This is a genomic window from Pseudomonas sp. DF11, assembly GCF_058148565.1.
Window position 1 is genome coordinate 548,695 of sequence record NZ_JBYVYN010000002.1, and the last position, 22,718, is coordinate 571,412.

19 protein-coding genes and 1 pseudogene are annotated in these 22,718 nt (G+C 62.9%); 9 read left to right on the forward strand and 11 right to left on the reverse strand.

All coding sequences use genetic code 11. From position 1 onward, the window contains the following. Positions 1-2: 2 nt before the first annotated feature. From AC30D9_RS09185 to AC30D9_RS09195, 3 genes are read right to left on the reverse strand one after another with little or no spacing between them, the layout of a single operon-like run. A complete protein-coding gene (locus AC30D9_RS09185; protein ID WP_109752399.1) occupies positions 3-593 on the reverse strand; it encodes a YggT family protein in 591 nt (196 codons plus the stop codon). A gap of 10 nt (positions 594-603) precedes the next feature. Further along, positions 604-1,422 (reverse strand): pyrroline-5-carboxylate reductase, encoded by an 819-nt coding sequence (gene proC / locus AC30D9_RS09190; RefSeq protein WP_490143914.1) that lies wholly within the window; start codon positions 1,420-1,422, stop codon positions 604-606. A 35-nt stretch (positions 1,423-1,457) separates the two neighbouring features. Next, complete coding sequence (locus AC30D9_RS09195; RefSeq protein WP_490143915.1) at positions 1,458-2,144, reverse strand: YggS family pyridoxal phosphate-dependent enzyme; 687 nt, start codon at positions 2,142-2,144, stop codon at positions 1,458-1,460. A gap of 53 nt (positions 2,145-2,197) precedes the next feature. On the opposite strand from AC30D9_RS09195, the gene AC30D9_RS09200 reads away from it, so the two are divergent. After that, positions 2,198-3,232 carry a type IV pilus twitching motility protein PilT gene (locus AC30D9_RS09200; protein WP_134926226.1) on the forward strand — a complete coding sequence of 345 codons (1,035 nt, stop codon included), beginning with the start codon at positions 2,198-2,200 and terminating at the stop codon, positions 3,230-3,232. Positions 3,233-3,302: 70 nt separating this feature from the next. Here AC30D9_RS09200 and AC30D9_RS09205 read toward each other — a convergent pair whose 3' ends face one another. Continuing rightward, positions 3,303-3,914, reverse strand: a complete 612-nt coding sequence (locus AC30D9_RS09205; RefSeq protein WP_134926225.1) for a C40 family peptidase — start codon at positions 3,912-3,914, stop codon at positions 3,303-3,305. 250 nt (positions 3,915-4,164) lie between these two features. Between AC30D9_RS09205 and AC30D9_RS09210 the strand changes: the two genes are divergently transcribed. Then, positions 4,165-4,593: an NINE protein gene (locus AC30D9_RS09210; protein WP_053188929.1), complete on the forward strand. Its 429-nt coding sequence runs from the start codon at positions 4,165-4,167 to the stop codon at positions 4,591-4,593. Positions 4,594-4,716: 123 nt separating this feature from the next. Here AC30D9_RS09210 and AC30D9_RS09215 read toward each other — a convergent pair whose 3' ends face one another. From AC30D9_RS09215 to gshB, 7 genes are all read right to left on the reverse strand, one after another. Continuing rightward, positions 4,717-5,988, reverse strand: coding sequence for a dihydroorotase (locus tag AC30D9_RS09215; RefSeq protein WP_490143916.1), 1,272 nt, complete (start codon positions 5,986-5,988; stop codon positions 4,717-4,719). Continuing rightward, positions 5,985-6,989, reverse strand: coding sequence for an aspartate carbamoyltransferase catalytic subunit (locus AC30D9_RS09220; RefSeq protein ID WP_003177495.1), 1,005 nt, complete (start codon positions 6,987-6,989; stop codon positions 5,985-5,987). The genes AC30D9_RS09215 and AC30D9_RS09220 overlap by 4 nt, the downstream gene beginning before the upstream one ends. A gap of 24 nt (positions 6,990-7,013) precedes the next feature. Continuing rightward, positions 7,014-7,520, reverse strand: coding sequence for a bifunctional pyr operon transcriptional regulator/uracil phosphoribosyltransferase PyrR (gene pyrR, locus AC30D9_RS09225; RefSeq protein ID WP_134926223.1), 507 nt, complete (start codon positions 7,518-7,520; stop codon positions 7,014-7,016). 85 nt (positions 7,521-7,605) lie between these two features. Beyond that, a complete protein-coding gene (gene ruvX, locus AC30D9_RS09230; RefSeq protein WP_490143917.1) occupies positions 7,606-8,043 on the reverse strand; it encodes a Holliday junction resolvase RuvX in 438 nt (145 codons plus the stop codon). Then, on the reverse strand, positions 8,043-8,612 hold the full coding sequence (locus AC30D9_RS09235) for a YqgE/AlgH family protein (protein ID WP_018609528.1): 570 nt from the start codon (positions 8,610-8,612) through the stop codon (positions 8,043-8,045). Before AC30D9_RS09235 ends, ruvX begins: the two co-directional genes overlap by 1 nt. Positions 8,613-8,811: 199 nt before the next feature. Beyond that, complete coding sequence (locus tag AC30D9_RS09240) at positions 8,812-9,708, reverse strand: energy transducer TonB (protein WP_307572485.1); 897 nt, start codon at positions 9,706-9,708, stop codon at positions 8,812-8,814. Between the two features lie 76 nt (positions 9,709-9,784). Continuing rightward, positions 9,785-10,738: a glutathione synthase gene (gene gshB, locus AC30D9_RS09245; RefSeq protein WP_490143918.1), complete on the reverse strand. Its 954-nt coding sequence runs from the start codon at positions 10,736-10,738 to the stop codon at positions 9,785-9,787. Positions 10,739-10,961: 223 nt separating this feature from the next. Between gshB and pilG the strand changes: the two genes are divergently transcribed. The 7 genes and pseudogenes from pilG to AC30D9_RS09280 all read left to right on the forward strand — a co-directional run. Then, the gene (pilG, locus tag AC30D9_RS09250; protein WP_109752380.1) at positions 10,962-11,387 is read left to right on the forward strand and encodes a twitching motility response regulator PilG; all 426 of its coding nucleotides are present in this window, start codon (positions 10,962-10,964) and stop codon (positions 11,385-11,387) included. Between the two features lie 48 nt (positions 11,388-11,435). Then, positions 11,436-11,801: a twitching motility response regulator PilH gene (gene pilH / locus AC30D9_RS09255; RefSeq protein WP_003206465.1), complete on the forward strand. Its 366-nt coding sequence runs from the start codon at positions 11,436-11,438 to the stop codon at positions 11,799-11,801. Between the two features lie 10 nt (positions 11,802-11,811). Further along, on the forward strand, positions 11,812-12,351 hold the full coding sequence (locus tag AC30D9_RS09260) for a chemotaxis protein CheW (RefSeq protein WP_134926218.1): 540 nt from the start codon (positions 11,812-11,814) through the stop codon (positions 12,349-12,351). A gap of 208 nt (positions 12,352-12,559) precedes the next feature. Continuing rightward, complete coding sequence (locus AC30D9_RS09265) at positions 12,560-14,620, forward strand: methyl-accepting chemotaxis protein (protein WP_134926217.1); 2,061 nt, start codon at positions 12,560-12,562, stop codon at positions 14,618-14,620. Positions 14,621-14,828: 208 nt separating this feature from the next. Further along, the gene (locus tag AC30D9_RS09270) at positions 14,829-20,768 is read left to right on the forward strand and encodes an Hpt domain-containing protein (RefSeq protein WP_490143919.1); all 5,940 of its coding nucleotides are present in this window, start codon (positions 14,829-14,831) and stop codon (positions 20,766-20,768) included. Continuing rightward, complete coding sequence (locus AC30D9_RS09275) at positions 20,761-21,234, forward strand: chemotaxis protein CheW (RefSeq protein WP_490143920.1); 474 nt, start codon at positions 20,761-20,763, stop codon at positions 21,232-21,234. The genes AC30D9_RS09270 and AC30D9_RS09275 overlap by 8 nt, the downstream gene beginning before the upstream one ends. Before the next feature lie 993 nt (positions 21,235-22,227). After that, positions 22,228-22,580: pseudogene (locus AC30D9_RS09280) on the forward strand (DUF6124 family protein); the annotation flags it as partial. Positions 22,581-22,718 lie beyond the last annotated feature (138 nt).

A 22,718-nucleotide genomic window follows, 5' to 3' on the forward strand; every position in this document is an offset into this window, starting at 1 on the left:
GGTCAGATCAGCAGGCGCAGGATTTCCGGCATCATGGTCATCGCCGCCAGGTTGTTGATCACCAGCATGTCGATCAGCTTGAGCACCATGAACGCCAGGATCGGCGAAATATCCAGGCCGCCAAGGTTCGGCACGATACGACGGAACGGCGCCAGGGCCGGCTCGCAGATCTGGTTGACCAGCTCGGCGCCGGGATTGTGGCTGCCCGGAGCGACCCACGACAGGATCACGCTGATGATCATGGCGAAGAAGAAAATCTTCAGGAACAGCGCGGTCACGCCAATGATCGACCAGATCAACAATTGCAGCGGGTTGCCGGTGGTGCCGTAGGTCAGCAGCAGGGTCAGGGCCATCAGCGCCAGTTGCACGAGGATCGCCAGCACCAGCGACGACATGTCCAGGCCGAACAGGCTGGGGATGATCCGGCGCAAAGGCTTGAGCAGCGGCTGGGTAGCCTTGACGACGAACTGGCACAGCGGGTTGTAGAAGTTGGCGCGCACCAGTTGCAGTACGAAACGCATCAGCACGATCAGCAGATACAGGCTGCCGAGGGTTTGCAGCACATAGACCGCTGCGGTGTTCAATCCAATCATGAATGGCTCCTTATTGGCCCAGTTGTTCGGCCATTTCGGCCGAGCGGTGCGCGGCGGCGCCGAGTGCTTTTTCCACCAGGGCTTCGAAGCCCCCGGCCTGGAACGATTTGATGGCCGCTTCGGTGGTGCCGGCCGGCGAGGTCACGCGGCGGCGCAACTCGGCCGCATCGACGTCGCTGGACACGGCCATGTGCGCGGCCCCCAATGCGGTCTGCAAGGTCAGCTGCGCGGCGATATCCCGGGGCAGGCCGAGTTTCTCGCCGGCGGCGGTCATGGCTTCGATCAGCAGGAAGAAGTACGCCGGGCCCGAGCCGGAGACGGCGGTGACGGCGTCCAGTTGTTGCTCGGTTTCCAGCCACAGCGCCAGGCCGACGGCCGACAGCAACTCTTCGGCCTGCTGGCGTTGTGCGGCGCTTACCTGTGCGGTGGCGAACAGCCCGCTGACGCCCTGGCGCAGCAGCGCCGGGGTATTGGGCATGCAGCGTACGATCGGCTGTTCGCCGAGCCAGTTGTTCATGCTGGCGCAGGTGATGCCTGCGGCAATCGACACCACCAGTTGCTGGGGCTTGAGGCTGGGGCGCAGGGCTTCGCACACGATTTTCATCGCTTGCGGCTTGACCGCCAGCACGATGACGTCCGCGCCGTCGATGGCCTGGGTGTTGTCGGCGAAGGTTTCGATACCGTGCTCGGCGCTCACCCGGTTGCGGGTCTCTTCACCCGGATCGCTGGCGCGGATCAGGGAAGCGTCCAGGCCCTTGGCCCGCAGGCCGCCGATCAGGCTGGCGGCCATGTTGCCGGCGCCGATGAAGGCAATACGCGTGTTGCTCATGACAGGTCCTTATAAAGAGATGAGTTGAGCATGCTTCAGGCTTGACCGTAGTCACGGGCACCAAACAGGGCGGTCCCGATCCGCACCCAAGTCGCACCCTGGGCAATGGCCGACTCGAGGTCGTGGCTCATGCCCATGGAAAGAGTGTCCAGTGGCAGGTCGAGGCTGGCTTGCAAGCGTTGGACTGCGGCGAAGGCGGCATCCTGGGCGGCCCGATCGTCGGTCGGCTCGGGAATCGCCATCAGCCCACGCAGCTTCAAGCGCGGCAAGGCGCTGATGGCGCTGGCCAGGGCGGGCAGGTCTGCCGGGGTGCAGCCGGACTTGCTGGCTTCACCGCTGACATTGACCTGGATGCAGATGTTCAGCGGCGGCAACTCGGCCGGGCGTTGTTCGGACAGGCGCTGTGCAATTTTCAAGCGATCCACGGAATGCACCCAGTCGAAATGTTCGGCGATAGCACGGGTCTTGTTCGATTGAATGGGGCCGATGAAGTGCCAGATCAAGGGCAGGTCGGTCAGTTCGACCTGTTTGCCCAGGGCTTCTTGCAGGTAGTTCTCGCCGAAGTCCCGCAGGCCGGTGGCATAGGCCTCGCGCAGGGCCTGGGCGGGCTTGGTCTTGCTCACGGCCAGCAGATGGACACTGTGTTCGACACGTTGGGCGGCCTGCTCCGCAGCGCGGATACGCGATCTAACCTGAGCGATGTTGTCTGCTATCGTGGACATAAAGAAGCGCCAGCGGTGAGGTTCGCGGCATTCTACTGGAATTGAGGAGCGCTATGGATATCACTGAGTTACTGGCGTTCAGCGCCAAACAGGGCGCGTCGGACCTGCACCTGTCCGCCGGGTTGCCGCCGATGATCCGCGTCGATGGCGATGTGCGGCGCATCAACCTGCCGGCGCTGGACCACAAGCAGGTCCATGAACTGATCTACGACATCATGAATGACCGGCAACGGGTAGATTACGAAAAGTTTCTGGAGACCGACTTTTCCTTCGACGTGCCGGGTGTGGCGCGGTTCCGGGTCAACGCCTTCAACCAGAATCGCGGCGCGGGGGCGGTATTCCGGACCATTCCGTCGAAAGTCCTGACCATGGAAGACCTGGGGATGGGCGAAGTGTTTCGCAAAGTGACCGAAGCGCCGCGTGGGCTGGTGTTGGTGACCGGGCCTACCGGTTCAGGCAAGTCCACCACCCTGGCGGCCATGATCGATCACTTGAACAGCCACAAGCACCATCACATTCTCACCATCGAAGACCCCATCGAATTCGTTCACGAACCGCGCAAATGCCTGATCAACCAGCGCGAAGTGCACCGCGACACCCAGGGTTTCTCCACGGCCCTGCGTTCGGCCCTGCGGGAGGATCCGGACGTGATCCTGGTAGGGGAGATGCGCGACCTGGAGACCATCCGCCTGGCGCTGACCGCCGCGGAAACCGGGCATCTGGTGTTCGGCACACTGCACACCACATCGGCGGCCAAGACCATTGACCGGGTGGTGGACGTGTTTCCCGGTGACGAGAAGTCCATGGTTCGCTCGATGTTGTCGGAATCGTTGCAGGCGGTGATCTCCCAGACGCTGGTCAAGAAGATCGGCGGCGGTCGGATCGCGGCGCATGAAATCATGCTGGGAACCTCGGCGATCCGGAACCTGATCCGCGAGGACAAGGTGGCGCAGATGTACTCGGCCATCCAGACCGGTGGTTCGCTGGGGATGCAGACGCTGGATATGTGTTTGAAGGATTTGGTGAGCAAGGGCTTGATCAGCCGCGAACATGCCCGGGAGCGGGCGCGTACACCGGATAACTTCTAGAGGGACAAGCGGTGTGACCTGTGGCGAGGGGATAAATCCCCTCGCCACAGAGGCCGCTGAGTTCTTTGGATCAGCGCTGAACCACCCGCAAACCACCCGGCTCTTTCGGCAGAACCCGCTTGGCCACCACGTAGTGGGTGTCCCAGTACGGCTTGTTCAAGGTATCGATGGTCACCGACTTGCCACGGCGCGGAGCGTGGATGAAACGGTCGTTGCCCAGGTAGATGGCCACATGATTGACTCGGCGGCTCTTGAGCTTGAAGAAAATCAGGTCGCCGGGCTTGAGGTCCTTGCGTTCGACTTTCTCGCCATGACCGGCAGCCATCGCATTGGAGGTGCGCGGCAGGTCGAAGGTGGCGTCGTTGAAGGCGTATTTCACCAAGCCGCTGCAATCGAAGCCTTTACTTGGGCTACTGCCGCCCCAACGATAAGGTGTGCCGAGCACATTCACGGCACGACTCAGCACGTTGCTGCTCGCTTTGGTCGCCATCGGCGGAACCAGTTTGCTGTTGGCCGTGCTCAGGCGCTGGGCGCTTGGCTTGTTCTTGCTCAAGGAAGCAGAAACATGGGATTTCGGGGTGTAGCCGTTGACGTTGGGAAGACGTTGCTCACGATTGGTGGCGTGGGCGGCCAGTGGCAATAATAGGCAAATGGTTAGCCATGTCTTGAAAAATGGACGCATTAGGCAGGGCTCTTAAAGGTTAGCGCGCAACTTTATAACAGCTTTTTTCGCTATTCCGAGGCCGTTTGTCGATTCGAAACCTGGCGCCAACCCCGCATGATTGTGACAAATTGACCCGATTGTCCGACAGAACCCCGACACCACGGGGGTTTCCTTGGTTCAAAGTCGCTCAGGACCGCTTGTCGGCGAGACACAAAAAAGTCACAAAAAATCTGAACAAATTTATCTATCGAGGCAAAAGAGGCCATTCATGAACAGCTATCAGCAGGATGCAATCCGCGATACTCACAGCAAGGTCATCGGGTATCTGCTGTGGATTTTCGGTTTCACTGGTGCCCACCGTTTCTATTACGGCAAGCCGGTCACGGGCACGATCTGGTTCTTTACCTTCGGCCTGCTGGGCATTGGCTGGTTGATCGACCTGTTCCTGATCCCGGCCATGGATCGCGAAGCGGACCTGCGTTTCACCCCAGGGCCTATCGAATACAGCGTGGCGTGGATCCTGCTGACGTTTCTCGGGGTGCTTGGCGTACACCGCATGTACCAGGGCAAATGGCTCAGCGGGATTATCTACCTGCTGACGGGTGGGGTGTTTTTCCTGGGGGTGCTGTATGACTTCTGGACGCTGAATGATCAGGTTTCGATTCGGAATGCGCAGAAGCGGGGGGCTTTTCAGTAAGACCGAGTCGTCTGCATCGCGAGCAGGCTCGCTCCCACATTGGATCGAGGTGTTCACACATCATGTGTTCACCGAGGATCCCTCTGTGGGAGCGAGCCTGCTCGCGAGAGGAGCGACGCGGTATCAGGCCTGGTGAGTAATCCGCCCATCCATCAAGGTGTAACGCACCACACCCGGCAGGCTATGGCCGAGGAACGGGCAGTTGTCGCCCTTGGAGCGCCAGGCTTCACCGGCCACGGTGGACGCGGCAGGGTCGAACAGCACCAGGTCCGCTGCCGCGCCAACCGCCAGTTTCCCAGCTGGCAATTGCAGTGCCTGGGCCGGGCCGGCGCTCAGGCGTGCGAGCAAGGTCGGCAGGTCGAGCAAGCCGTCTTCCACCAGTGTCAGGGCCAGCGGCAGCAGCAGTTCGACGCTGCTGATGCCCGGCTCGGTGGCGCCGAACGGTGCCAACTTGGCATCGCGCTCATGGGGCTGGTGGTGGCTGGAGATGGCTGAGATCACCCCGGATCTCACCGCCTCGCGCAAGCCCTCGCGGTCGGCGCGGGTGCGCAGCGGCGGCTGGACGTGGTAGACGCTGTTGAAATCGATCAGCGCTTCGTCGGTCAGGATCAACTGGTACAGCGCCACGTCGGCGGTCACCGGCAGGCCACGGGCCTGGGCCTGGGCGATCAGCGCCGCGCCGCGAGCACTGGTCAGTTGGCTGAAGTGCGCGCGCACGCCGCTTTGCTCCACCAACAGCAGGTCCCGGGCCAGAGCCACGGTCTCGGCGGTTTCCGGAATGCCCGGCAGGCCGAGGAAGCTGGCGGTCGGGCCTTCGTGGGCCAGGCCGCCTTCGGCCAGGTCGTGGTCCTGGGAGTTGAAGATCACCGTCAGGCCGAAGGTCGCCGCGTATTCCAGGGCGCGGCACAGGGTGCGGGTATTGCGGAAGTTGTTCAGGCCGTTGCCGAACGCCACGCAGCCGGCGTCGCGCAGGGCGATGAGCTCGGCCAGTTGCTCGCCGTCCAGGCCTTTGCTCAGTGCGCCAATCGGGAAGACCTTGGTGTTGCCGGCCTCGCGGGCGCGGTCGAGGATCAGTTCGGCCACGGCCGAGGTGTCCAGCACCGGTTTGGTCTGCGGCGGGCAGCACAGGCTGGTCACGCCACCGGCGGCGGCGGCGCGGGTTTCGCTGACGATGCTGCCTTTGCGGCTGTAGCCCGGTTCGCGCAGGGCGACGTTCAGGTCCACCAGGCCAGGGGCGGCCACCAGGCCTTGGGCGTCGACGGTCTCGACCGCGGCAAAACCGGCCGGGGCGGCGCCCAGGGCGACGATTTTGCAGGCATCGATATGGATATCAGTCACTTGATCCAGGCCACTGGCTGGATCGATCACGCGTGCGCCGAGAATGCTGAGCTTCACTGGGCGTTCTCCTGGTCGAATTGGCGCTGGGCCGTTTGCCCGCTCATGGCCATGGACAGCACGGCCATGCGGATGGCGATGCCGTAGGTCACCTGGTTGAGGATCACTGAGTGTGGCCCGTCAGCCACCGCTGATTCGATCTCCACGCCGCGATTGATCGGCCCCGGGTGCATGACGATGGCGTCCGGCTTGGCCCCGGCCAGGCGGGCGGTGGTCAGGCCGAACAGGCGGTAGAACTCGCCTTCGCTAGGCAGCAGGCCGCCGGTCATGCGTTCACGCTGCAGGCGCAGCATGATCACCACGTCCACATCCTTGAGGCCTTCGGTCATGTCGGTGTAGACCTTCACGCCGTACTGTTCAACGCCGATGGGCAGCAGGGTTTTCGGCGCGATCACGCGGATATCCGGGCAGCCGAGGGTCTTGAGGGCCAGCATGTTCGAGCGGGCCACTCGTGAGTGCAGGATGTCGCCGACGATCGCCACCGACAGGTTCTCGAAACTGCCCTTGTGCCGACGGATGGTCAGCATGTCCAGCATGCCCTGGGTCGGGTGGGCATGACGGCCGTCGCCGCCATTGATGATCGCCACTTGCGGGCACACGTGTTCGGCAATGAAGTGCGCCGCGCCGGAATCGCCGTGACGCACGACGAACATGTCGGCGGCCATGGCCTCGAGGTTGCGCAGGGTGTCGAGCAGGGTTTCACCCTTGCTCGCCGAGGACGTGGACACGTTCAGGGTGATCACGTCCGCCGACAGCCGCTGGGCCGCCAGTTCGAAGGTGGTGCGGGTGCGGGTGGAGTTTTCGAAGAACACGTTGCACACGGTCTTGCCGCGCAGCAACGGGACTTTCTTCACTGCCCGGGCACCGACTTCGAGGAATGAGTCGGCAGTGTCGAGGATTTCCGTCAGCAGCTCGCGGCGCAGGCCGTCGAGGGACAGGAAGTGGCGCAGCTGGCCCTGATCGTTGAGCTGCAGCGGGCGCTTGGTTTCGAGAGGCGTCATCGCGATGGACTCTTACAAGGGCAGTTAAAGGGCAAGGTCTTGCAATTCGAGTTGCAGCGGCGACGGGCCGGAAAGCTTGACCCGCTCGTGGGCGGCCAGCTTCAGCGTCGCACCGACGACATTTGGCCGGATCGGCAGCTCGGCGGCGTCCAGGTCCAGCAGGCACACCAGGGTCACGCTGGCCGGGCGGCCGTAGTCGAACAGTTCGTTCATGGCGGCGCGGATGGTCCGGCCGCTCATCAGTACATCATCGATCAAGACCAGGTGCTGGCCTTCGATCTCGAACGGCAGGGCCGAGGGGCGCACTTGTGGGTGCAGGCCGTTCTGGCTGAAGTCGTCGCGGTAGAACGACACGTCCAGGGTGCCCAGGGGCGCTTGGCTGCCCAGTTCATCGAGCAAGGCCTGGGCGACCCAGACGCCACCGGTGCGAATGCCGATATAGCGCGGTTCGCTGATGCCACGTTGTTCCAGGTGCGCCGTGAGACGAATCGCCATCTGGCTGATCAGTTCGGCAGGATTGGGCAGGCTCATGCTGGCTCCTTCAGGTTCCCGGGCCGATGGTGAGTGGCGCGGTTTGTCGCTAAAAGAAAGCGCCTTGGCGGCGCTTTGTAAGAAATCAGGTTTCGAACAGGGCGGCGTTCGCGTCGAGCCAGCCTTGCAGCAGCAGGGCGGCGGCGATGGCGTCCACCGGATTGTCGCGGTAACTGCCTTTCTGCCCTCCGCGCTCCAGGCGCTCGCCCTTGGCCTCGAAGGTGGTCAGGCGCTCGTCATGGGTATAGAAGGGCAGGTTGAAGCGACCATTGAGCCGGCGGGCGAACTTTTCGGCGCGCAGGCACATATCGCTGGGCGTGCCGTCCATGTTCAGCGGCAGGCCGACCACCACGGCGTCGGGTTTCCATTCCTTGATCAGCGCTTCGACCTGGTTCCAGTCCGGAACGCCGTTCTGCGCCTTCAATGTGCACAACTCGCGGGCCTGGCCGGTGATGACCTGGCCGACCGCCACGCCGATCTGTTTGGTGCCGTAATCGAAGCCCAGCAGCAAGCGCATCGCCATCAGGCGTGTCCTGCCTGGCTGGTCAGCAGGCTGAGGTTGACCCCCAACCGGCTGGCCGCCGCTTCCAGGCGCAGTTCGCTGCTGGTGTTGAACAGGATGTCGGCGTCGAACGGGCAGGTCAGCCAGGCGTTATCAGCCAGTTCGGCTTCCAGTTGTCCAGGTTCCCAGCCGGCATAGCCGAGGGCGATCAGGCTCTTTTCCGGGCCGACGCCGTCGGCGATGGCGAACAGCACGTCTTGGGAAGTGGACAGTGACACGCCGTCCAGATCCACCGTGGCCTGGTATTTGGGGCCCGACGGGTGGAGCACGAAGCCACGGTCGGTCTGCACCGGGCCGCCGATGAAAATCGGCACGTGCTGGCACAGGAGTGGCGGTTCTACATCGGGGCGCAACTGCTCAAGAATGTCCGCCAGGTTCAGCTCCTGCGGGCGATTGATCACCAGCCCCATGGCCCCATTGGCCGTGTGCTCGACGATGTAGGTCAAGGTATGGGCAAAGTTCGGATCGGCCATGTGCGGCATGGCGATCAGGAAGTGATGCTTGAGGTAGGTGGGGCTGACGTTTTTCATAGGCGCTAGTGTGGCGGCGCAGGGCCGAACTGACAAGCTGGGGATGTGCTGCAAATCGTCTGGCGGACACAAATCCCTTGTGGGAGCGAGCCTGCTCGCGATGCGGTGTATCAGTCGCTTCCATGCTGAATGACAAATGGCTTCGCGAGCAGGCTCACTCCCACAGGATGTTCATACTGGCTAAAAGATTGGCGGTGTGTCAGTTGCTGGACAGGCGATCGCCCCGGGCGAATTTCCAGGTGCGGATGATTTCCAGCCGGTCGATGTCCGACAGATCGCCGGTAAACGGTGCGAACGGCGCGGCCAGGCGCACGATCCGCTGGGCGGCCTGGTCCAGCAGTGGTTGGCCGGAGGATTCGAGCACCAGCACTTCATACAATGAGCCGTCGCGGTTGATCGAGACCATTAGCCGCAGGTTGCCATAGATCTGTTTGCGCCGGGCTTCGTCGGGGTAGTTGAGGTTGCCGATGCGCTCGACCTTCTTGCGCCACTCGTCCTTGTACCAGGCGCCCTTGTCGCGCATGGTCGAGGCGGCGCTCAGGCGGTGGATGCGCGGGCGTTTGGCGTAGAGCTGTTGCTCCTGGGCCAGTTCGGCCTCCAGGCTGGCGATGTCACTGGACAGTTGGGAGCTGTCGAAAGTCGGTGCGGGGGCCTGGGGCTTGGGGTCAGGCTTGACCTCTTCCTTGGCCGGGGCTTTTTTCGGCTTTGGCGCCACGGTGGTCACGGCGGCCTTGGGCGCTGTCTCCTGCACTTCGGGCTTGGCCGCTGGCGGCGGGGTGACTTTTTGCACCGTAGTGTCCTGGAACGGCGCGATCTCGGTGGTCTTGGGGATCGCCTTTTTTTCCAGGGTGCCGCTGCCTTGCTGGTTTTCCTGGGCGAGGAAATCGGCCTTCTTGGGCTTGGCCTCGCTCTTGAAGGTGGCCAGGGTGATTTCCAGGGTCTGGCTGATCTGCTTGGGCTCGACCGTGGCAAACCCGACGCCCAGCAGCAAGGCCAAGTGGATCAGCGCCGCCAGGAACAGGGTAAAACCGAGGCGATCAGCCGGGCGCACGCCACGATGGGCGAGCTCTTGGGGCAGATCGGACGGGAGAGTCATGACAAGGAAACCAACATCGCGTTTTTTTCAGGCCGGGCATGATAACGCAATGTGGGTTTCCTTCAGCAGATCTGGATCAACGAGCCTTGAGCTTCTGATCGATGGCATCCATCAGCATCCCGCCGATATCCGTACCGAAGGCGTTGTCGATCTCGCGGATGCAGGTCGGGCTGGTGACGTTGATTTCCGTCAGGTGCTCGCCGATCACGTCCAGGCCCACGAACAGCAGGCCTTTCTCGCGCAGGGTCGGGCCGACCTGGGCGGCGATCCAGCGGTCCTTCTCGGTCAACGGACGGGCTTCGCCACGCCCGCCGGCGGCCAGGTTGCCGCGGGTCTCGCCGGCTGCCGGGATACGCGCCAGGCAATAGTCCACCGGTTCGCCATCGATCATCAGGATGCGTTTGTCGCCATCGACGATGGCTGGCAGGTAGCCTTGGATCATGATCTGCTGCTTGCCGTGCAAGGTCAGGGTTTCCAGGATCACCGACAGGTTCGGATGGCCGGCGGTGTGCCGGAAGATCGAGGAGCCGCCCATGCCGTCCAGGGGCTTGAGGATCACGTCACCGTGGTGGTCGGCGAACTGACGCAACACGTCCGGGCGCCGGCTGACGATGGTCGGCGGCGTGCACTGCGGGAACAGCGTGGCGAACAGCTTTTCGTTGTAATCGCGCAGGCTCTGGGGCTTGTTGACCACCAGCACGCCAGCGCTTTCAGCCTGTTCCAGCAGGTAGGTGGAATACACGAACTCCATGTCGAACGGCGGATCCTTGCGCATCAGGATCACATCCAGGTCGCTCAGCAGCGCATCGCTTTCTTCGCCCAGTTCGAACCACTTTTGCGGGTTGGCGAAGACTTTCAGCGGTTTCATCCGCGCCCGCGCCTGGCCTTCGGCCTGGTAGAGGTCGCGCTGCTCCATGTAGAACAGCTCCCAGCCGCGCTTTTGAGCGGCCAGCAGCATGGCCAGCGAGCTATCCTTTTTATAGGAAATGCTGGCGATAGGGTCCATGACAATGCCGACGCGTACGCTCATGGCTTGGTTCCTCGAAATTTGATGGGCACATATGGCGTGAAAAAGTGGCGTCAGAGTGGCGCCCGGAAGATTGGCGGTCAAGGAAAAACCACCGCGCCGAGCGGCCGATAGATCGGCGATGGAGACTGTGCTAAAAAGGCTGCCATGTGACGTGCGGGCCTTGAACATCAAGGGTTTGCGCTGTCGATCACACTTACGCGTTAAAAATCGGTTCGCAGTGGCAATGGCAGAGCATCTCACGCAGCAACCCAGCGCCTTGAAGGTCATGGTCATCGACGACTCGAAGACCATCCGCCGCACCGCCGAAACCTTGCTGCGCAACGTGGGCTGCGAGGTGATCACGGCAATCGACGGCTTCGATGCCCTGGCCAAGATCGCCGACCATCATCCGGGTATCATTTTTGTCGACATCATGATGCCGCGCCTCGATGGCTACCAGACCTGTGCCCTGATCAAGAACAACAGCGCGTTCAAGGCCACGCCGGTGATCATGCTGTCGTCCCGGGACGGGTTGTTCGACAAGGCCAAGGGGCGCATCGTCGGTTCCGATCAGTTTTTGACCAAGCCGTTCAGCAAGGAAGAACTGCTGGGCGCGATACAGGCCCATGTCCCGGGCTTTGCCGCTGTCCAGCCGCACCAGGCACATTAATGACACTCGGCCATCGGGCCTGGGGTCGACAAGAAAATGGGGAACACCATGGCACGAGTTCTGATCGTCGATGATTCGCCGACTGAAATGTACAAACTGACCGGTATGCTGGAAAAACACGGCCATCAGGTCCTGAAGGCCGAGAACGGCGCCGATGGCGTGGCCCTGGCCCGCCAGGAAAAACCCGACGCGGTACTGATGGACATCGTCATGCCCGGCCTCAACGGTTTCCAGGCCACGCGCCAGTTGACCAAGGATCCGGACACCGGCCACATCCCGGTGATCATCATCACCACCAAGGACCAGGACACCGACAAGGTCTGGGGTACGCGCCAAGGCGCGAAGGACTACCTGACCAAGCCGGTGGACGAAGAAACCCTGATCGCGACCCTGAACAAAGTGCTGGCGGGTTGACGGCGCAGCCATGAGCCAATCGCTGACTGCATTCGAACTGCTGCTACAGATCGATCGGCGTTGCCGGTTGCTGGGAGCGGACTTGCCCTCCCAGCCGACCCACCGCGCCGGTTGGAGCGGTATCGGCTTTCGTTTGGGCGAGCACTGGTACGTGGCGCCGATGGGCGAAGTCAGCGAAGTACTGCACGAACCACGTCACACACATTTGCCCGGGGTCAAGCCGTGGGTTCGTGGTGTGGCTAACCTGCGCGGGCGGTTGTTGCCGCTGATGGACCTGTGCGGTTTCTTCGGTCATGAGCTGTCGCCCGTGCGCAAGCAGCGCCGGGTACTGGTGGTGGATCACGATGAAGTGTTCGCCGGGTTGCTGGTGGACGAGGTCCTCGGGTTGCAGCATTTCGCCCAGGACAGCCTGGAGCCGACACTGATGGATGATCTCGATGGCCCCGAATCGGTTTTCGTCAAGGGTCGGTTTTGCGGCGAGCGCGAGTGGCAAGTGTTCAGCCCGTTTGCCCTGGCGCGTTCGCCAGGGTTCATGGATGTGGCTGTTTGACGAGAAAGGTTGGGTGAATGGGCTGGCCTTTTCGCGAGCAAGCCCGCTCCCACATTTGGTCTCTGGCGCTCACACAGTTTGAGTTCTCAGCAGATCCAATGTGGGAGCGGGCTTGCTCGCGAAGGAGGCGACTCAGTCTGGCAGGTAAGCAAGGCAGTTACCCCCAGGAACAGCGGTGAGTGGGATTGGGCAGTACAGGCGAGAACCGATGATCAAAGCAAAAACAGGCAAGCCACTGGAAGCGTCGCGCAGTCGTTCGCAGATCATCGTGCTGTTCGTCGCGCTGATCGTCTTCATCATGTTGCTGTTCGCCAACTTCGCTTACCTCAATACCCAATCCACCTATGACAAGCAGTACATCGGCCATGCCGGTGAATTGCGGGTGCTGTCCCAGCGCATCGCCAAGAACGCCACCGAGGCCGCTGCCGGCAAGGCTGCGGCGTTCAAGCTGTTGAGCGATGCGCGCAATGATTTCGCCCAGCGCTGGGGCTACCTGAAGCAGGGCGACCCGGTGACCGGCCTGCCACCTGCGCCCGCCACCCTGCGCCCGCAGATGCGCGCCGTGCAGCTGGATTGGGAGCGCCTGCTCAAGAACACCGATGCCATTCTCTCCAGTGAACAGACTGTGCTGTCGTTGCATCAGGTGGCGGCCACCTTGGCCGAAACCGTGCCGCAGTTGCAGGTCGAGTACGAAAAAGTCGTCGAGATCCTGCTGCAGCGCGGCGCGCCGGCCGCCCAGGTGGCCATGGCCCAGCGCCAGTCATTGCTGGCCGAGCGGATTCTCGGCGCGGTGAACACCGTGCTGGCGGGGGACGAAAACGCCAGCCAGGCCGCCGACACCTTCGGTCGCGACGCCGCGCGTTTTGGCCAGGTGCTCAATGGCATGTTGCAAGGTGACCCGGCCTTGAAGATTTCCCAGGTCCAGGACCGCGATGCCCGGGCACGCCTGAGCGAAATCAGCGAGCTGTTCGAGTTTGTCTCGGGCTCGGTGGATGAAATCCTCGAGACTTCCCCGGAGCTGTTCAAGGTCCGTGAATCGGCCGGCAACATCTTCAACCTGTCGCAGACCCTGCTCGACGAGGCTTCGCACCTGGCCACGGCCTTCGAAAACCTCGCCGGCGGGCGTTCCATCAACACCATCGGCGGCTATGTGCTGGGTTTGCTGGCGCTGATGTCGATCATCCTGATCGGGCTGGTGATGGTCCGCGAAACCAATCGCCAGTTGCACGAAACCGCGGAAAAGAACGAGCGCAACCAGAACGCGATCATGCGTCTGCTGGATGAAATCGAGGACCTGGCCGACGGCGACCTGACCGTTACCGCTTCGGTCACCGAAGACTTCACCGGCACCATCGCCGACTCCATCAACTATTCGGTGGACCAACTGCGCGACCTGGTGGCGACCATCAACCTCACCGCCGGGCAGGTCGCCGCCGCCGTGCAGGAAACCCAGGCCACGGCGATGCACCTGGCCCAGGCTTCCGAGCACCAGGCCCAGCAAATCTCCGAAGCTTCGACTTCAATTAATGAAATGGCCCAGTCCATCGACCAGGTATCGGCCAACGCCGCCGAATCGTCGGCGGTGGCCGAGCGGTCGGTGGAGATCGCCAACAAGGGTAATGAGGTGGTGCACAACACCATTCATGGCATGGACAACATTCGCGAGCAGATCCAGGACACCGCCAAGCGCATCAAGCGCCTGGGTGAGTCATCCCAGGAGATTGGCGACATTGTCAGCCTGATCGACGACATCGCTGACCAGACCAACATCCTGGCCCTCAACGCCGCCATCCAGGCGTCCATGGCCGGTGATGCCGGGCGCGGCTTCGCGGTGGTGGCCGATGAGGTGCAGCGCCTGGCCGAACGTTCGTCGGCGGCGACCCGGCAAATCGAGACCTTGGTGCGGGCGATCCAGGCCGATACCAACGAAGCGGTGATTTCCATGGAGCAGACCACCACCGAAGTGGTGCGCGGTGCGCGACTGGCCCAGGATGCCGGTGTGGCCCTGGAGGAAATCGAAGGTGTGTCCAAGACCCTGGCAGCGCTGATCCAGAGCATTTCCAACGCCGCGCAGCAACAGACCACCTCGGCGGGACAGATTTCCTTGACCATGAACGTGATTCAGCAGATCACCACCCAAACCTCGTCGGGCTCCACCGCCACCGCCGAGAGCATCGGCAACCTGGCGAAAATGGCCAGCCAGCTGCGCCGTTCGGTGTCGGGGTTTACCTTGCCGGCAGCGCCTGCGGCGGATGAGGACAAGGCGTGACGGACTGGACCTGTCGGGGGGTGATGAGCCTTTGTGGCGAGGGAATTTATCCCCGCTGGGCTGCGAAGCGGCCCCCAGCAATGCTGAGTCCAGCACTTGTGTCCCAGGCTGGCTATTTTGGGACTGCTCCGCAGTCCAGCGGGGATAAATCCCCTCGCCACAAAGGCTGATAAGCGCCTGCGGCATATGACTTTGATTTGGAGTGGTTATGGGTGATCGGCACGACTACGTGGCCCTGGAATGGGTCAAGGGCGAGATTGCCGAAACGCTGAAGCAGGCTCATCTGGCCCTCAACCGCCTGGTGGACGATCCGCAGGCGTCGGATGCCCTCGGGCAATGCCTGGCCTGCATTCACCAGGTCCATGGCGGCCTGCAGATGGTCGAGTTCTACGGTGCGGCGTTGCTGGCCGAGGAGATGGAACAGCTGTGCGCCGCCCTGCAGGACAACCGCGTGACCCATCGCGACGAAGCCATCAGCCTGTTGAGCCAGGCCCTGGGGCAATTGCCGATCTATCTGGACCGCGTACAAGGTGCCCGTCGCGACCTGCCGCTGGTGGTACTGCCCTTGATCAACGACCTGCGCAGTGCCCGGGGCGAGAGCCTGTTGTCGGAAACCAGCCTGTTCAGCCCCGAATTGCCCGATATCGCGCCGCTCAGCGACGAGGCCTTGCAACGTCTCGAACCCGCTGACCTGCCAAACACCTTGCGCAAATTGCGCCAGACCCTGCAAATGGCCCTGGTGGGCTTGCTGCGCGAACAGGACGACGCGACCCATCTCGGTTACCTGGCCAAGGTTTTCCATCGCCTGGAAACGTTGTGTACCGGGGCGCCGCTCAATGCGTTATGGCAGGTGGCCTCGGCGTTGGTCGAAGGCATGCGTGACGGGCGCATCGCCAACAGCCCGGCGCTGCGCAGCCTGTTCAAGGAAGCCGACAAGGAACTCAAGCGCCTGCTGGAGCAAGGCATGCCCGGCATCAATCAGCCGGCACCGCCCCACCTGCTCAAGAGTTTGTTGTTCTATATTGCCAAGGCCGAACATCCCAGCGGGCAGATGCAGATCATGAAAGAACGCTACTCACTGGACGACGCGCTACCCGACAGCGCCATGGTCGACGAAGAACGCGCACGCCTGGCCGGGCCCGACCGCGACGCCATGCGCTCGGTGCTCGCCGCGCTGTGCGAGGAGTTGGTACGGGTCAAGGAACGCCTGGACCTGTTCGTACGCAGCGATCGCCAGCACGCCTCGGAGCTGGACAGCCTGTTGGCGCCGCTGCGGCAGATCGCCGACACCCTGGCGGTGCTGGGTTTCGGCCAACCGCGCAAGGTCATCATCGATCAGTTGGCGGTGGTGTTGAGCCTCGCCCAGGGCCAGCGCGAACCGGATGACGCGACCCTCATGGACGTCGCCGGGGCCTTGCTCTATGTCGAGGCGACCCTGGCCGGCATGGTCGGCACCGTCGAGCCCGAGAGCCGCGAAGACACCCACCTGCCCACCACCGACCTGACCCAGATCCACCAGATCGTCATCAAGGAAGCCCACACCTGCCTGCAACAGGCCAAGGACATGATCGTCGACTACATCGACGCGGACTGGAACAGCGAGCAGCTACAACCCTTGCCGGCGCTGCTGACCCAGGTGCGCGGCGCGCTGGCGATGATTCCCCTGAGCCGTGCCGCCAGCCTGGTAGAAGCCTGCAACGCGTTCATCCGCGACCATCTGTTGCTGGAGCAGGCCCAGCCGGGCTGGGAAGAACTCGACCACCTGGCCGACGTGATCACCGGCCTCGAATACTATCTGGAACGCTTGAGCGAGGACCCGGAAACCCCTGGCGAGCCCTTGCTGGACGGGGTCGAACGGAGCCTGGCCGCGCTCGGTTATTTCCCTGACGAAGCACGGGTGCCGGTGCTCGATGATGTGTTGAGCCCCAACGAAGCCCAGGTCATGCAGGACTTGCAGGAACTGGATGACCCGCAGACGGTGCAGTCCTTGGCCGAGGTGCTGGCCAGCCCGGTCTCGGCGGTCAATCCGCCGGCCAGGAGCACCCCGGGCAGCCTGTTACCGCCACCGATGGATGAAAATCCGGTGGACGACGAGTTGCGCGAGGTCTTCCTCGAAGAAGCCGACGAGGTGCTCGACGTTCTGCGTGAGTACCTGCCCCGTTGGAGCGCGCATCCCGACGACCCTGTTGCCCTGGGCGAACTGCGTCGGGCCTTCCATACCCTCAAGGGCAGCGGCCGGATGGTCCGGGCCCTGGTGCTCGGTGAACTGGCCTGGGCCGTGGAAAACCTGCTCAACCGGGTGCTGGAGCGCAGCGTCGAGCCGCAGGCCCCGGTGCGCCAGTTGATCGAAGACACGGTGCAATTGTTACCGGACCTGGTGGCCGAATTCGCCGCCAATCGTCAGCGCCAGCGCGACGATGTCGACCGTTTGGCCGCCCGTGCCCATGTCCTGGCCAAGGGCGGCGATGAGGACGATGAAGACGAGCAGGACGTGGCCGCCCTCGATCCGCTGCTGTTGAAGATCTTCGATAACGAAGCCCAAGGCCACCTTGCCAGCCTCAATCGCTTTCTCGACCAGGCGGCCGACCACTTGCCGTTGCAGGCCAGCGATGAGTTGCAGCGGGCCTTGCACACCCTCAAGGGCAGCGCGTCCATGGCCGGCGTGCTGCCTATCGCCGAGCTGGCTGGTGCGATGGATGAGCTGGCCCGGGAATACCGGGCGCACCTGATTGCCCTCGACCTGGATGAGGTCGAGTTGCTGATGGAAGCCGAAGGGCTGCTGCGCCGGGGCCTGCGCCAGTTGCACAGCGAGCCGCTGGCGGCGATCCCTGGTGCCGCGGATCTGATCCGGCGCGCCCAGGCCCTGCAGGCCGAGCGCCTGCACGCCGCCAACAGTGCGCCGGACAAGGCGCTACGAACCAAACGCGACCCACAACTGATCAACAACTTCCTCGCCCAGGGCATGGACATCCTGCTGGATGCCGAAAGCCTCTTGCAGCGCTGGCAGCAGCACCCTGGCGAGGGCCAGGAGCTGAGTGCGCTGCTCGATGAGCTGACCACCCTCGGCGAAGGCGCGCACCTGGCCGACCTGCGCCCGGTGGATGAACTCTGCGAAGCCCTGCTGGACCTCTACGGTGCGGTAGAAGAAAGCAGCCTGGCGGTCAGCGATGAGTTTTTCCGGCAAGCGCAGCTCGCCCATGAAGCGCTGATCGACATGCTCGACCAGTTGGCGGCCGGGCAGCATGTGCATGCGCAGCCGGAACGGGTCCAAGCCCTGCGCCGCTTGCTCCAGGAGAGTCTCGACCCGTCGGCCACCGGCCTGATCCGCAGCGATGGCAGCCGAACCCTGAGCATCCGCGAGCTGGGCCACGCAACAGCGGAAATGGAACGCAACGCGCCCGCCGATACCTCGATGGAGGATGATCTGGCGTCGATTTTCCTCGAAGAGGCCCAGGACATCCTCGAAAGCGCCGCCCAGGCCTTGCAACGCTGGTTGGCCGATCCGGATAACGGCGCGCCGCTGTCCTCGCTGCAACGTGACTTGCACACCCTCAAGGGCGGTGCGCGCATGGCCGACATCCGGCCGGTGAGCGACCTGGCCCAGGAGCTGGAAAACCTCTACGAAGGACTGGTGGACCGCCGTTACAGCTACAGCAAGGAACTGGCGCAACTGCTCGAAAGCAGCCACGAACGCCTCGATCTGTTGCTTGGACAGTTGCAGCAGGGCCAGCCGTTGGGCGATCCCGTGGCGTTGATCGACGCCATACGACGGTTCCGCCAGGACAAGCCTAACGCCATCGAGACGAGCGCAGCGAGCCAGGCCGACGGTGCTGGTCATGATCCCGAGCTGCTGGAAATCTTCCTTGAAGAAGGTTTCGATATCCTCGACAGCTCAGGCGCGGCGCTGTTGCGCTGGCAAGAAGACCCGTCGAACCGCCAGGCAGTGGAAACCCTGCTGCGGGACTTGCACACCCTCAAGGGCGGTGCGCGCATGGTGGAAATCGTCCCCATTGGCGACCTGGCCCACGAGCTGGAAAACCTCTATGAAGGCTTGTCGGCGGGCCTGCTCCAGCCGACCCCGGCGTTGTTCACCTTGCTGCAAAGCAGCCATGACCGCCTGGCGCAGATGCTCGACGCGGTGCGCGCCGGCCACCCGTGCCCGCTGGCCGACCGGCTGATCGCGCAGATCCAGGCGGTGAATCATCCCCAGGAGAATGCCGCGCCGCAGGCCGTCGCGGCGCCGGAGCCGGCCCCCGTCTCCACTCCCATCGTGAGTCCGCCGGCGGCGCCCGCAAGACCTGACCCCGGTGCCCCGGGCGACGGGGCGGACATGGTCAAGGTCTCCGCCGAACTGCTCGATGACCTGGTGAACCTGGCGGGTGAAACATCGATCTTCCGTGGGCGCATCGAACAGCAGGTCAACGACGCACGCGTGGCCCTCGGCGAAATGGAAACCACCATCGAGCGCATGCGCGACCAGTTGCGGCGCCTGGATACCGAAACCCAGGGGCGAATCCTCAGCCGTCAACAGGTGGAGGCCGAGCGCCTGGGCTACGAAGAATTCGACCCGTTGGAAATGGACCGCCATTCCCAGTTGCAGCAGCTGTCCCGGGCGCTGTTCGAGTCCGCCTCGGACTTGCTCGAGCTCAAGGAAACCCTTGATCGCAGCAATCACGATGCCGAGGTCTTGCTGCAACAGCAGGGGCGCATCAATACCGAACTCCAGGAAGGCCTGATGCGCACGCGCATGGTGCCGTTCGAGCGCATGCTGCCACGGCTCAAGCGCATCGTCCGGCAAGTGGCGCAGGAACTGGGCAAGGATGTGGAATTCGTGGTTGGCAATGCCGACGGCGAGATGGACCGTAACGTGCTGGAACGCATGGCCGCGCCCTTGGAACATATGCTGCGCAACGCCGTCGACCATGGCCTTGAGCCGGCCGATGTGCGCATAGCCGCTGGTAAACCGGCCCGGGGACGCATCAGCCTCGACCTGTCCCGGGAAGGCGGCGACATCATTTTCGACATCCGTGACGACGGCGCCGGCGTGCCGCTGGAGGCGGTGCGGAGCAAGGCGATCAAGCGTGGCCTGTTGGCGCCGGACAGCGACATCAGCGACCGCGACGTGCTGCAGTTCATCCTGCAACCGGGGTTTTCCACCGCGGAAAAAATCACCCAGATCTCGGGGCGCGGCGTTGGCATGGACGTGGTCCATGAAGAAGTTCGGCAACTGGGCGGCAGCATGATCATCGATTCCACGCCGGGGCAGGGCGTGCATTTTCGCATCCGCCTGCCGTTTACCGTGGCGGTCAACCGGGCGCTGATGGTGCAATGCCATGAAGACCAGTACGCGATTCCGCTGAACACCATCGAAAGCATCGTCCGGGTGTTGCCCGCCGAACTGGACGGCTATTACCAGCTCGACCCGCCGACCTATACCTACGCCGGGCAACGCTATGAGCTGTGCTACCTCGGCGAGCTGTTGAAAACCGGCGCCCGCCCGAAACTGTTGGGCCAGAGCCAACCGTTGCCAGTGCTGCTGGTGCAGTGCAACGAGCGGCACGTCGCCGTGCAAGTGGACGCTACCGCCGGGACCCGGGAGATCGTGGTCAAGAGCCTGGGGCCGCAGTTCTCGGCGGTGCAGGGTCTGTCCGGGGCGACGATCCTGGGGGACGGCCGGGTGGTATTGATTCTCGACCTGCTGGCGCCCATCCGAGCCTTGCCCCACCAAGTCCCGCGCCGCCCGACAGCGGCGCAAGGCGAGGGCGAACATCAGCGACCGTTGCTGGTGCTGGTGGTGGACGACTCGGTGACGGTGCGCAAGGTCACCAGCCGCTTGTTGGAGCGTCATGGCATGCACGTGCTCACCGCCAAGGATGGCGTGGACGCCATGGCGCTGCTGGCCGAACACTCCCCGGACCTGATGCTGCTGGACATCGAGATGCCGCGCATGGACGGCTTCGAAGTGGCCACCCAAGTGCGCAACGACCCGCGTCTGGCGCACCTGCCGATCATCATGATCACCTCCCGCACCGGCCAGAAACACCGCGACCGCGCCATGGCCATTGGCGTCAACGACTACCTGGGCAAGCCGTACCAGGAATCGGTGCTACTGGACAGCATCGCGCACTGGAGCAAGACCCATGCATGACTTGCATCTTCATCAGCGCACCAGCCCACTTACCGGCCTGCTGCTGCCACTGGCCGACCGGCACCTGGTGTTGCCCAACGTGGCCGTGGCCGAACTGATCGACTACCAGAGCAGCGCATTCGATATGGACACTCCGCCATGGTTCCTGGGCTGGGTGAGCTGGCGCGAACGGCAAATCCCGTTGCTGAGCTTCGAGTCGGCCTGCGGCCAGAAAACCGTGATTGGTGAGCGAGCACGCATCGTCGTGCTCAACGCCCTTGGCGGGCGACCGGAGCTGCGTTTCATTGCCCTGCTGGTGCAAGGCATTCCGCGCTCCTACAAGCTCGACAGCCAGTTGAGCTACGTCGACGTGCCGCTGTGCGGGTTGGAACAGGCGGCGGTGCAGGTGGGCGAGCATGTGGCGAAAGTGCCGGACCTGCTTGCGCTGGAAGAGTTGGTGGCGGCGGCGGGGCTGGTAAGAATTTGAGCCAGACTGTGGAGCGAGCTTGCTCGCGAAGGCGGCTTACTGAGTACATATCCATTTCTGCGGTAACGGCTGCTTATGGTTCCGCCCTGACGGCGGGGCACTTTCGAAAAGCCCGGAAGCCGGCCCAGTCGAAAGTAACCAAAGCGCTTCTGCCCCACCACTCGGTGCCTCGCTTAGGCTCGGCATGCCCTCACTCCGGCATTGCTCCGTGGGCCCGCCGCGAAGGGCCATCCATGGCCCAGCGCGGCTACCTCGGCATCCATGCCGGGATGCCCACTACGCAATACCTACGTTCGGCCATCGTGGTTAACGGGGCGCCGAAATCAACGTCCACCACGAGGCGGCCTGACAGCCGGCCTGGCTCTTGCGGGCGGTGTACACCCATCAGACCTGTTTGGGCTGGACCTGTGGGAGCAAAGCTTGCTCGCGAAGGCGGCCTTATAGCCGGCCTGCTCTTGCGGGTGTACCCAATTCAATTGTGGGAGCGGGCTTGCTCGCGAAGGCGGCGGCACATTCAGCATTGATGCAATTAGACCCACCGCTATCGCGAGCAAGCTTTGCTCCCACAAGATTGGCGGTGGGCACTGATCTTATAAACGACTGAAACCAGTGTGGGAGTGAGCTTGCTCGCGATGGCGGCCTGACAGCCGACCAAGCGTTGTGGGAATGGTCGGACACACTTCCTGACTCAAGTTGATTTTTCCGACGAGCTCTGGCGGTTGCCGGGTGGGAAGAGCTGTCGCTAGTCTTTTCCCGTCGCTGCAAATTCAGCGGCCGGGCTTGGAAATCCGATAAGTAGACGGCGCGAAAGCGCCCTTCATAACGTATGCTTGCGGTCGTTTTTTGACCATGCTTTCGTTATGGCAGCTGTGCGCGGGAGACCTTCGGGTCTGCCGGGCTCGTTTACCCCGGTTTTCCAACCTGCGTACGGCTGCCACCCCCTCGCTTGGAAACGAACGTGGCAGCTCCAACCAGTAAACGGAGTGGCACCCTATGTTCAAAGCCACACCCAATCCCCCCGAAACCGATCCCACCTCAGCCCATGCCGGCCAAGCTTCGCAAAAGCTTGATGAAGCGGCCGAGCGCGCCCTCAGTTTCTATCTCGACCCCAAACCTCAAACCAAAAAGAAACGACCCCCAGGCCAGCTGTTCACTGTCGTGGATGACCTCGACAGCGAATGCCTCCTGTCCAACCTCAGCGAAACCCTCGCCTGCGCCAATGTCATGCTCAACGAGCTGGCTTTCGACCTTGAAGGTTCGCCCCGGCATTTTGCCCTCGGCATCCAGCAGATGATCGACTCAGCGAGTTACTGGCCCATCGGGCGCTGCACATTGTCGACCCGCGCTTAAAGTCGAGCGCACTCTTGTGGCGAAGGGACAAACCCCCTCGCCACAGAATTCGAATCCAGCCACAAGGGCCGTGTTCGCAAACCATTACTCCAACCGTAACGATCCACCACCAAGCTTGATTGATACCCTCGCCC